Annotated in this window: 10 protein-coding genes; 4 read left to right on the top strand and 6 right to left on the bottom strand. The window is 42.5% G+C overall.

The features are described 5' to 3' along the window. Positions 1 to 54: 54 nt before the first annotated feature. Together scpB and ispD are read right to left on the bottom strand one after the other, a co-directional pair. Positions 55 to 597 (bottom strand): SMC-Scp complex subunit ScpB, encoded by a 543-nt coding sequence (scpB, locus tag GNF10_RS30695; protein ID WP_185581410.1) that lies wholly within the window; start codon positions 595 to 597, stop codon positions 55 to 57. 196 nt (positions 598 to 793) lie between these two features. Further along, complete coding sequence (gene ispD / locus GNF10_RS30690; RefSeq protein WP_185581409.1) at positions 794 to 1,477, bottom strand: 2-C-methyl-D-erythritol 4-phosphate cytidylyltransferase; 684 nt, start codon at positions 1,475 to 1,477, stop codon at positions 794 to 796. A 69-nt stretch (positions 1,478 to 1,546) separates the two neighbouring features. On the opposite strand from ispD, the gene GNF10_RS30685 reads away from it, so the two are divergent. Next, entirely contained in the window at positions 1,547 to 2,506 is a 960-nt protein-coding gene (locus tag GNF10_RS30685; protein ID WP_185581408.1) for a glycosyltransferase family 9 protein, read from the top strand. 117 nt (positions 2,507 to 2,623) lie between these two features. Here GNF10_RS30685 and GNF10_RS30680 read toward each other — a convergent pair whose 3' ends face one another. Further along, positions 2,624 to 3,109, bottom strand: coding sequence for a CRR6 family NdhI maturation factor (locus GNF10_RS30680; protein WP_185581407.1), 486 nt, complete (start codon positions 3,107 to 3,109; stop codon positions 2,624 to 2,626). Between the two features lie 462 nt (positions 3,110 to 3,571). Between GNF10_RS30680 and GNF10_RS30675 the strand changes: the two genes are divergently transcribed. Continuing rightward, positions 3,572 to 4,018 (top strand): Fur family transcriptional regulator, encoded by a 447-nt coding sequence (locus GNF10_RS30675; protein ID WP_185585772.1) that lies wholly within the window; start codon positions 3,572 to 3,574, stop codon positions 4,016 to 4,018. A gap of 66 nt (positions 4,019 to 4,084) precedes the next feature. Here the strand turns inward: GNF10_RS30675 and GNF10_RS30670 are convergent, their stop codons facing one another. Further along, complete coding sequence (locus tag GNF10_RS30670; protein ID WP_185585773.1) at positions 4,085 to 7,090, bottom strand: pentapeptide repeat-containing protein; 3,006 nt, start codon at positions 7,088 to 7,090, stop codon at positions 4,085 to 4,087. Positions 7,091 to 7,234: 144 nt separating this feature from the next. Here GNF10_RS30670 and GNF10_RS30665 point away from each other — a divergent pair, with 144 nt between their 5' ends. Continuing rightward, on the top strand, positions 7,235 to 9,001 hold the full coding sequence (locus GNF10_RS30665) for a DUF3685 domain-containing protein (protein ID WP_185585774.1): 1,767 nt from the start codon (positions 7,235 to 7,237) through the stop codon (positions 8,999 to 9,001). A gap of 117 nt (positions 9,002 to 9,118) precedes the next feature. Beyond that, positions 9,119 to 9,838, top strand: coding sequence for a diacylglycerol/polyprenol kinase family protein (locus GNF10_RS30660; RefSeq protein WP_185585775.1), 720 nt, complete (start codon positions 9,119 to 9,121; stop codon positions 9,836 to 9,838). A gap of 5 nt (positions 9,839 to 9,843) precedes the next feature. Here the strand turns inward: GNF10_RS30660 and GNF10_RS30655 are convergent, their stop codons facing one another. Both GNF10_RS30655 and GNF10_RS30650 read right to left on the bottom strand, forming a co-directional pair. Continuing rightward, on the bottom strand, positions 9,844 to 10,089 hold the full coding sequence (locus GNF10_RS30655) for a hypothetical protein (protein WP_185607332.1): 246 nt from the start codon (positions 10,087 to 10,089) through the stop codon (positions 9,844 to 9,846). A 28-nt stretch (positions 10,090 to 10,117) separates the two neighbouring features. Continuing rightward, positions 10,118 to 11,572 carry an NAD(P)/FAD-dependent oxidoreductase gene (locus GNF10_RS30650; protein WP_185585777.1) on the bottom strand — a complete coding sequence of 485 codons (1,455 nt, stop codon included), beginning with the start codon at positions 11,570 to 11,572 and terminating at the stop codon, positions 10,118 to 10,120. Between the last annotated feature and the right edge of the window lie 94 nt (positions 11,573 to 11,666).

The raw sequence follows: 11,666 nt of genomic DNA, 5'->3' as shown, positions 1-11,666 counted from the left end.
GAGGAGAGGGGCAGGGGGAGAAGAACTATTGATTCTTGAGCCATGCCCCATTCCCTATTCCCCACTCCCCACTTCCTTTAGTTCTAGTTCTAGTTCTAGTTGTTCTTCCTTTTGGTTGTTGGAAAGTATTTGTGGGAGTTGTTCGATTTGGAAATACTGATGGAATTTTGGAGTTACTTGGAGTGAGTAGGAGCGAGAATCGTTGTCTCGGCGTTTGCGGATAAAACCAAGTTCTACGAGTTCGGGAACGTGTTGATATACTCCTGAACCGCGCAAGTTAATCAAGTCGCTCTGGAGTATAGGACTATTGAGGGCGATCGCAGCTAAAGTCCGCAATGCACCTACACCCAATTCTACTGGTATCATCGTCTGCACTAAATCCTGAAAATCAGACCGTAGTTGCAAACTGTAACCATCAGGGGTTTCTATTACCTCTAGGGCGCTATCTCGGTGGGCATAATTGTCCATGAGTTCAATTATGCCTTCTTTGACAGAGGCGCGATCGCACGCTGCATACTCGGCGATTTCGCCGAGCGACAAGGGTTTACCCTTTAAATAGAGAATTGCTTCTATCTTCGTCGCTGTGGCTGTAATCATTTAGTCATTAGTCATTGGTCATTGGTTATTAGTCATTGGTCATTAGTACATGACAACTAACAATCAACAAGTGTGTGGCATTATATCGTAAATTGTCAAAATATTGTTAGCCCTCAAATTGGGCATGGGGATTAGGGGAGAGGTGACAGGTTACAGAAAATAATCTGTACCCTGTACCCTATTACCTATTCCCTTCTCAAAATCCTCTAGTTGTAAGAATAAATTCTGCGATCGCTAAATCTTGTGGAGTTGTCACTTTTAAATTTGTCTCCTCTCCCTCGACAATTCGGACTTCGATGCCGCACTTTTCAAATAAAGCGGCATCGTCAGTTACTTCCCAACCTTGCCGGACTCCCTCAGCGTGGCACTGTTTCAACAACTTGACATCAAATCCTTGGGGAGTTTGTGCCGCCCACAATTTTTGTCTGTCGGGTGTTTCTTGAATTATGCCTTGTTCATCAACAACTTTGATGGTGTCTTTGACCGGTACACCAGCAATTAAACCGGGACAGTGACGAATAGCTTGGGCACAAGAGTTAAATAAATCTGGTGTGGCGAGACATCTAGCACCATCATGAATCAACACTTGTTCTGCGGCTAGTGGCAAAGCCTGCAAGCCATTGTAAACAGATTCTTGACGCGTGGAACCACCTTTAATCAATTCCACTGGTTTAGTGAGCTTGAGATCGGCGAGAATTGCTCTGAAGTCTGGCCAATCGGTAGGTTGAGAAATAATCCCGATCCAACTGATTGTATTGGCGGCTTCTGCGGCTAATAGAGTCCAAGCAATAATTGGTTGCGATCGCACTTTCAGCAGGAGTTTATTGCGGTTACTACCCATTCTTTTTCCGATTCCCGCAGCTGGAATTAGTAAATACACAGAATTCCTCAATCTTTAAGCTATATATTTTCCCCTAAAATAGGGAGCGAGTAAGCGTCAATAAATATTATGCGAGTAGTAGCCCTTGTACCTGGCGGAATTGGCGACCAAATTCTCTTCTTTCCGACTCTAGATGACCTGAAGCGCAATTACCCTGACGCTCAGATAGATGTCGTTGTTGAACCCCGGTCAAAGGCTGCCTACCGAGTGAGCAAGTCAGTTCACGAGGTGCTGAACTTTGATTTTAACGACCGTAATAGTCTGGCAGATTGGGGTAACTTGGTGGGGACAATTCGCGATCGCGAATACGATGTTGTGATTGTTGTTAAGCAAATTTGGTTGCTTAGTCTTTTGCTCTGGTTGACGGGAATTCCCATACGTATTGGCTACAAAGGCAATGGTTCGGTTTTTCTGACCCACGCTGTGCCATTTAAAGCATCCCAGTATGCGGCGGCAGTATATCACGATTTGCTGCAACCATTGGAAATAAATAGTCCTGTCCCAGAGTTAGCAGTAAATGTGCCCAAACCAGATATTGAGTGGGCACAAAAAGAACAGAAACGCTTAGGGGTGCATGAAACAGGCTATATCTTGATTCATGGCGGTTCTGGCCAGTTATCTCAGGCTAAAGAACTGGATAAAATCTACCCTGTCGAAAGTTGGCATCAAATTATTCAAGGCTTCCAAGATAAGCAGCCTGAACTGCCTGTGGTGGTTGTTAAGGGAATTGGCGATGAACAGTTTGTGCGATCGCTTCTGGGGTCTTCTCCAGATATCAAGGTGACTGCCCCAGATGATATTGGCAAGTTAACTGCTATGATCGCCGGGGCAAATTTGATGTTATCTACTGATAGTCCGGCACTACAACTGAGTGTTGCAGTCCAAACCTATACCATCGCCCTATTTGGGCCCACCGATCCAGCTAAGTTGTTGCCGAAAAACGATAAATTCCTGGCTATTGCATCCCCCACGGGAAAAACAGCGGATGTTTCACCAAACGCAGTTTTAGAGAAAATCTGGGGTGGTTAAACCAGCAGTTTGTCCCAATTTCTGCAATTAGTCTATTGGATATCTAATGTAGTCATGCGTTTGTTGAATGACCGCAAAACCTGGTTGTGACAGCTAGATTTTGCGGTTATTTCAGTATTAAAATATCTCAAAAAAAGCATCATCTAATTCATAACCCAGCATTTGAGCCATAGATTTTAACCGCGAAAGGCTGGGGATATCCTGCTGTTTGAGCCAATCACCTAAAACAAAAATTTTGTGCATCAAAAATATTTCTAAGGCTTCAGGATTGTACTGAATGCCATCTTGGGAACTGAACTGGTGTGGTACTAGCATGGCGGCATAACGAGCAAATTCTCCAGCTTTCCAATCTAGTAAAAATGCTAACCAGGGGTATTTGGCATCTAGGCGCACAAACCACAGCCGTATTTCTGGAATTTCTGAGAGTTCCCGTGGATCGCCAGGTTCGAGTTCGTAATTGATATCAAAGCGTAGTTGCTGTTCATGGGATGCGGCCCCATCTTGCAACAGTTGTTCAATCACCGTTGAGGCAGGTGACAAATCCAGATTGTTAATGAAGTCATTATTGAGTGCGATCGCAATTGTCTTTGACTCAGCAGCCACTTTCTTTTTGCTCAACTTTAGGATCGACAATCTACAGTAGCAGCTTTCAGGGATTGACGCTAGATTGACCCTTACTAGCACAAAGTCTTTTTTACTAAGCAATTAGTATTTAGTGATACTAATTCTCTCTAATATTGTATTTTATACTTACTTTTTATCAGAGTTACATAGTATGCCATGAGCATCACACTACTTAGGAAAGGCAACGCCTGCCCCAAGGTGGACATTTACAGCAATTTTAAGTTAAAGTTGTAATGAGTTTGTTTTAGATTAAGGTCTGACAAAGTAGCCATCAACAAGCAAGAAATAGGTCTATTATTTATCCTCACCTGTTACTTCCGCAGCATCACAAGCCAAAACATAAGTACAGGTAGAACAATGGTGTGCAATATTATTGCATATATTAAATAACCAATAAAAATTGAAGTGGGAAAATTCCCTCAACAGTTAACAAGCTGTAATATGCAAAAACAAACAATTTCAACAAAACCAATTCGTTCTCTAGAAGATGCGCTAGATAGGTGTCAAATCCTGGGTATGCGCGTCAGTCGTCAGCGTCGCTTTATTCTGGAATTACTTTGGCAAGCAAATGAACATCTTTCTGCTAGAGAGATTTACGATCGCTTGAATCAAGAAGGTAAAGAGATCGGCCATACCTCTGTTTATCAAAATTTAGAAGCATTATCCAGTCAAGGCATTATTGAATGTATTGAACGCTGTGATGGGCGTTTGTATGGCAATATAAGTGACTCTCACAGTCATATTAACTGTGTGGATACAAATCAAATTCTTGATGTTCATGTGGAACTACCAGAAGATTTGCTTCGCAAAATTGAAGAAGAAACAGGAGTGCGAATTACTGACTACAGTATTAACTTTGTTGGCTACCGTAACCCTCAAGAAGGGTAGGGAGCAGGGGAGGCAGGGGAGTAGAGGGAGCAAGGGGGAAATAACCAATTCCCAATTCCCAATTCCCTATTCCTCAATAGAGTTATCGCCAAAAACTGTTTCATCATCGACATCATCATCATAGAAACCTACGGGTAAAATTGTGCCTTCGGAGCTTTCAATTAGTCCGCTTGCAGGGGGTTTATTCCAATTTTTATCTGTGTTTGGCGTAACTTGGATGGTGTTTAAGAAGGGTTGCTGCGATCGCAAATTTTTCAGTCTTTGAAACGACTCTTTAGAGAACAAGGCACCATTATCAGCAGCTAATTTTTTGCCAGCCTCAGCAAGGATGGCATCAAAGAAGCAAGCTTTGGTGAGATCGGCTGAATTAAGATTTGCTCCGGTAAGGTTAGCTTGTTGAAGATTTGCGCCTGTCAGGTTTGCCTGTTCGAGGTTTACGTCTGTAAGGTTAGCTTGTTGAAGGTTTGCGCCTGTGAGATTAGCCTGTTGCAAATTGGCTCCAGCCAAATTAGTCCCAATTAACTCCGCATTGGATAAGTTTGTCTGCTCAAGATTTATCCCAGTTAACATTACTTGCAACAAAGAGACTCCCGATAAATTGAGTCCAGCCAGAGACTTGATTCGGGTTGCAAAGGCACTTTTGTGGAGAACGGTTGTTCTAGCAATTAGCGCACTTAAAGCTTCTGGATTGAATTCTGTTAAATTGAGCGGATTCCCACAAGGCCAAAAAGGGATTTTGGTTTCTCGGTAGCAAGCACAAAGCAATAAAAATACATTCAATCCCACCGCAGCATTGACTTGCTCAACATTCACGGGGTTTTGTAGTGCGTGGAAATGAGCCCAAGCTTTGTGGGCTATGCCTTCGTCTAACCAATAGCCTTGACAGTAAGCACGCCAGAAAGACAAAAGACGTTGAAACAAAACTTCAAAAGAAAACTTGTGCTTTTGTTCGCGGCGTAAAATTGCGATCGCCAATTCTTCAATTTCCTGGCTCAGTATCCCGTAACCTAATAAATTGTAAATATGCTGGGCAACGCTACTGGGAGAATCAAGTACAAAAGTGAGGGAACCATAAGCCTCATTTTGGCACTGAGTTAATAATTTCAACTCAGCAGTCACAGCCTTAGCACAAAGAAATTCTCCTAACTTAATATGCGAAAACTCAATTAAACTAGTTTTCTCTGAGCTTTCTAAGTCCCGAATTTTAAAATAAAATCCTGGTAGAGTGTTAAATTCACCAGCCAAATTAATTTGATGACGTTGTGAGTGTAAAATTTTCAGAGCGATCGCTTGCATTTGATCGAGTAAATCTTGGGGATGACGATTAGCAAGTAAATTAGCGATCGCTTCTGGAGTCCGGTGGATATGAGCCGATCCTGAGCGCAGCAGCATCGTTTTAATCCCACCAGTTAGTGGATAGCCCAACAACCATCGGCTTAGGCGATGATAAATTTCCCATACCACAGAAGACTTTGGGGTATTAACAGCTAGTTGTAATACTTCATCATTTAGCAGTCCTTCGCGGTGTAAAATCCCCAATAAATGCAACATTAGGGGTTGACGAACAAGGGTAGATAATTCTGAAAACCTTGATTGGCTGGCAAATAAGCCTGACTGTTTTAAGAATGTAAAGAAATTTTGAGCGATCGCCAACGATTGTACTTTTGCCCACTGCTGAAACCATTGTTTGAATTCGTCCACATCCAACGGTTGAATGATAATTCGCTTCAATGATAGGGGGATCTCTGGGGCAATTTCCTGTAATGTTGTTGAGCGGCTCGTTAACACAATTTTGTGTCTATGTTGAGATTGGAAGTTCAGTAGTTGCTGAACAAAAATTGCTTTTGCCCTTACACCATAAGCAGAAGGGGGCAGTTCATCCAAACCATCCAGCAGCAACAGACAAGGAATATTTTCTTGCTCTAACCAAGTTGAAAGATTAACATCAAAAGCAGAATTTAGAGTTTCGATTAAAGTTTTGCCATAAGTTACATCCCTTAGCCTAATTACTATAGGCATCCAAATAGGGTAAACTTCTTGCGCTATCTCTGCTGCCCAAAGTTGGCAAAAACTGGTTTTTCCAAAACCAGGTTCCGACTCAATGACAGCGATCGTTTCTAGATCGGCTAGCTGTTGCTGCGCCCATGTTTTTAAATCAACTGACTTAAGAGCTTTTTTATCCACATCAGAAATACTTTCCTCTATTGGTAAGCCTTTTTGTGGCACATAGATATCCTTGAGGGTAAAAGATTCTATAAGTAAAGGCATACTGAGGTTTTTAATCAAACTTGCACGGTAATGTTCTCGGTGCAAGTCAATTTTCTCACCAACTGTAGAACCCGCTTCTGGAGCGATAAAACTGGGGGCTAATGAAATTCCCAAACGGAAAAACTTTTGCAGTTGGGCTAAAGGGGCAGCATTTTCAGTAACCACTACGAGTATGTCACCAGGAAGTGAGTGAACTAAACGCTGTGTTAAGAGTTTAGCTTCATATTCTTCTGCACCATTGGCAACAAACCAAGCGATGACAGCATGATTTATTTGTTGCACCAGTAAAGAATCTGCAATCAGAGACAGTGCTTGTTCCGCTTGTGTATCAGTTAATTTACCTGGGCTGAGAGTTTTCAGCAATCCTTGTAGTTGCGAATCTTGGAGGATGAGTTTACCAACGTCTTCTTTAAGTACTTGTCCTTGGATTGGTATACTTGCCCGATCTAACCACGGTCTTTTTAGGCTTACTTCCTGCTCTAGAATTGCTTGCAAAGCTTGAAGATAGGCAATTTGGAACGCTAGCCATGTGCCCTCGTTACGTTTTAACGGTTTTTTTTGGCTGAGGCTACGCAACAGGTTTTCTGTTAACTGCGAAATCAGACTGATTTCTTCCCAAACAATCCCTAAAGGCAGTTCTAAAACCTCTACCAAGGTACAGATATCAAAAGGCATGAGGCTTTTGACTTCCATATCCTGAACAATCCGGTAGGCAATACCTGCCAATTGCCCCGCCGAAAATCCTCTGATTTGATTGATTGCGATATAGCGTTCTGCTAACCAGTGCCGAATACTCAAGTTCATTTAATTACACAGTGACAGCTGCTTATGGCAATTATGATCTATTTATTCAGTTTGCGAAAACAGGTAACAATGGGGGAGACAAAGTTTTGTATCAAAGCTGTTTTCTGATTGGTAAAAAACAGTGCTTGTGTAATTGAGTAGATTATGAGCGATCGCCCTTTAAAATTATTGTTATTCGACCAAGACCCAATTTTTCGTTTGGGATTACGGGTAGCTTTGGAAGCAATTCCGAACCTGGAAGTAACAGGAGTAGTAGAAACTGATACCACTGCCTTGCAGATTTTAGCAGAAATTGCCCAAGAAGACCCTAAACAGGTGAATTTGGTCGTTTTGGAATTCGGTAATGGTCGCTCCATCACCAGCCAGCAGCTAGGTTTACAATTCTGTCGGCAACTCAAAGCCTTATATCCCAACCTGCCAATTCTGCTTCTTAGTTCTGTGCAAGAACAAGGACTGCTATTAGCGGCCAAATCTATTGGTGTAAATGGCTACTGCCCCAAGGGTACACCACTTCCTGAGTTAGTCGCTGCTATGCAAGAAGTTGCAGATGGTGGTGAATATTGGTTTCGAAACATAGAAGCAATCACAACTCCTAACTCTTATACAGACGCGATTAATCGCATCTCTCTCCACTCCCCACTCCCTTTTTATAGACAGCGAAATAATTTACGTTTGTCAGGAATTGCTTACATTGACGTTACCCTGGCCGCAGTCACAGCACAATTACAAGTTCCTGGATTAGCAGTATTAGATCGGGCAGTTTTAGCTGGACAGAGGCGAGAACTGCTAGCGGCTCGTTGGTTGCTAAATCGGTTGTTAGTTTCATCACAAGAAAGGCAAGAGGAAGATATTCCGGTTGCTGATGAGCCACCTCTTACCCCTTCATTGAGTAGTGCTATTCAGCCACGGCAAACTGTTTTACCTTTACTTAGTCTGGGAACACTACAATTTAACTTGTTTGCATCTTGCGTTACCAAACTTCAATTCCCTTTACGAAATGTCACAGATGTTCCTTTAGAAATTGACATCTTTCGTGAAGAGAAAAAGCGGGAATTGCTTTATCTTGTCCTGCAAAAATTGACTGAACAGTTGGATGAACTGCGTAATTCTAAACTCGATCTGAATCAATTGTATGAGGTAAAAAATATCTTGTTGCGCGATTTATGGCAAGCAGCAATTACAGATTTCTTTGGCAAATTTTCTCGAATCAAAATAGGGAATCAGAACATAGAAATTGTTAATTTTTTGCTGCAAAATCTAGAAGCTGTGCAAAGAGATATTCTCAACAAGATTCCGCTAGTTTTTGAGTTATATTCTTATCTAATCTTTCAAACAGAATTGAGAATTGATAATACGTCATATCCTGTATTAGGCACTGAAGCAAAGTCCCAAGCATTAATGATTTTAGAGAACTTGTTGATTCAGGTAGCGAATGGAGTAGTACAACCACTGTTAAATTCGTTAGCAGATGTGGAAATCATGAAGCAAAATTTATATTGCAGAGAATTTATTTCCACCAGAGAAATTGAACGTTTTAGAAATGATTTATCGTGGAAGTATCGTCTAATTAATTATATAGAGGAGCCGAAAGCAGTTTTTGAAAGTCGCTATGATCTATTTGTTATTGCACCTCGTGGTATTGCCAAAACTTCAGTTTATGCTCCTCGGAATCAGGAGTTAGCAAAACTTTCTAATATTCCTTTAATAGTGACTTTACTTTTAGAATTTAGTGATGCGATCGCACCGCGTTTAAAATCACTATTATCTTTTTTAGGTAGCGGTATAGTCTTCATCCTTACCCAAATAATTGGTCGTGGTTTAGGTTTAATCGGTCGTGGTATTCTTCAAGGTATTGGTAGCGTTTCGTTACTAGAAAAGAATCTGAGACGAAATAGCGATCGCACTAAGTGAAGAAGGAAGGGGGCAGGGGAGCAGGGAGCAGGGGGAGCAGAGGAAGAAGAACCATTGATTCTTGAGCCATACCCAATGACCAATGACAAATGACAAATGACAAATGACCAATGACAAATGACAAATGACCTTATCGGACTAGCAATTTCCTATATTTACGCGATTAGTCTACTTGTGATTGGCGAGGGACTACGTAGGCTGTTTGGTGTAAAGTCGGATTTGACCCGCAAAGTGATCCATATTGGTGCAGGGATGTGGGTTTTCGGTGTCCTGCTATTGTTTAATCGCTGGGAAATCGGAATTATACCTTTTGCCACCTTTATAGGACTTAACTACCTGTTCTACCGCTACCGATTCATCGGCGCAATGGATACTCAGGATAGCTCACCTGGTACAGTTTATTTCGCTATCTCAGTGACATTGCTTTTCGGACTACTGTGGCGACCAGACGGGCCAGTAGATAGCGTTGCGATCGCTGTTGCTGGGATAATGGCGATGACCTGGGGTGATGCACTAGCAGCATTAATCGGTAGACGCTTCGGGCAGCATAAATACCAAGTAGGAAATTCAGTGCGTTCCTGGGAAGGTTCGGCAGCAATGTTTGTGGCGAGTACGGTAGTGATTTTCTTGGTGCTGTTGCTGCTACCTGGTTCATCACTAAGTCCTCTAGGAACGCCTTTAACTTTAGGGTTAGCATTGTTGACAGCGGTGGTAGCTGCTACTTTCGCCACCCTAGTAGAGGCAGTCTCACCCCACGGCACAGATAACCTCAGTGTGCCTTTAGTCACGGCTGGCGTAGTGTGGGTAATAAAACAAAATCTTTACCTGTTCTCTTAAAATTTTCAAAATTCCGAGTTCAAAGGTGCAACTTCCGTGTTCAAAGGTGCAACTTCCGAGTTCAGAGGTGCAACTTCCGAGTTCAGAGGTGCAACTTCCGAGTTCAGAAGCTCAACTTCCGTGTTCAGAGGCTCGACTTCCGAGTTCAAAGGCTCGACTTCCGAGTTCAAAGGCTCGACTTCCGAGTTCAAAGGCTCGACTTCCGAGTTCAGAGGCGCAACTTCCGAGTTCAGAGCTAGTAATAAATACAAAACTCACCTTGACAGCGCCATTTTGCACTCATAAATTCCAATTGCGGCGGAAATGGAAGAAACCTTCTAAAAACTCTTGCCAAGCAATATCGCTATTTAACTTCTGCTTACTCCATTCTCTTGCCGCTTGTTCCAGAATTTCTGAGAAACTGGGATAGACAGGAGATAAATTTGCTAAATCTTTGACTTTAATTTTTTGGGACATTGCTAAGGCAATCAAATTAATCAATTCTCCAGCTTCTGCCCCTAATATCGAAGCTCCCAAAATTTCGCCATTGCGTAGCACAATTAATTTACACATACCAGTGGTTTCGTCCCGAAGTTGCGCTGCTGCCACTGTTTTAAAATATTGACGCAAAACTAAAACTTCATCTCGACTAAATAGACGTTTTGCCTGTGCCTCTGTCAAACCCACTTGCGCCACCATCGGCACAGAAAACATCGCCCAAGGAATGGAGCGATAATTTACTCGTAATCTAGGGAAAAAGAGTGCATTGTTTAGGGCAATTTTTGCTTCATAATTAGCGATATTAGCAAAATCGTAACCACCAATTACATCACCACAAGCGTAAATGCGGTGGTTAGTGGTTTGTAGTTTATCATTTACCACTAAACTACGCCGATGCCATTTCACGCCTACCGTTGCCAAATTTAGGGATTCAATATTCGGCTGTTGTCCAGTCGCCACTAAAATTTCATCAGTTTCAATGGCCTTATCTCCTGCTTGAATCCACTTTTTATGCTCAATTAGCCTCACCTGAGTTACTGGTTTATCGGTAAGGACGCGCACACCTTCTACTTCCAACTGTGCCTGAAGCAATATGGCTATTTCATGGTCAATATGGGAGAGAACATAAGGATGCTTGACTACTAGCGTCACACTGCAACCAAACCGCGCTAAAGTTTGAGCGATTTCAATGCTTTGGGGAGTTCCACCGATAATTACCCAATTTTTGGGTAATGTCCCTCCCTGTAAAGATTGCCAAATATTAGAAAGGGTTAGATAGCCTGTACCTTGCAATCCCTCAATCTCTGGAATTTCTGGACGCGAACCACTCGCTAGCAAATAGGTACGGGCGTGTAGTAGGCGATTGTTAACGGCAAAAGCGAGTTGGGGCGAAGATTGAAATTGACCACTGCCAACAATGACATCTACCCCCAGCGCGGCTAGGACGGCAGGAGAATGCTGTTCTTTGAGATTTGCGGCGACGCATTGAGCATACAGCATCGCTTCTTGCCATGCCATAGATATGTGGCATTCTTCTGAAATATCAGTGTTTGTGGCATGAATACCAAAACTAGCGGCATTATTCAACTTCTGCGCCAGTTTACCGATTTCGGTAAGAGCATGGTGATGAGTAAACCCATAGTCTACTTTAGGTTCCACCAAGGCAACCGTAGCACGTAGTTGGGTTGCAGCAAGAGCAGCGTAGTATCCAGCAAGACTGCCGCCAATAATTACAACATCGTAGTCAATTGTCATTTGTCATTTGTCATTTGTCATTGGGCATGGGGCATGGGGAATTGGGAATTGGGAATTGGGTAATAATTAATAGTCCTTCTTCCCCTCCTCCCTC

The organism is Nostoc sp. UCD121 (genome assembly GCF_014222285.1).
In the GTDB taxonomy this organism is placed as follows: Bacteria; Cyanobacteriota; Cyanobacteriia; order Cyanobacteriales; family Nostocaceae; genus Nostoc.
Note: the sequence above shows the minus strand (reverse complement) of the source record. Positions and strands in the feature narration are given on the sequence as shown.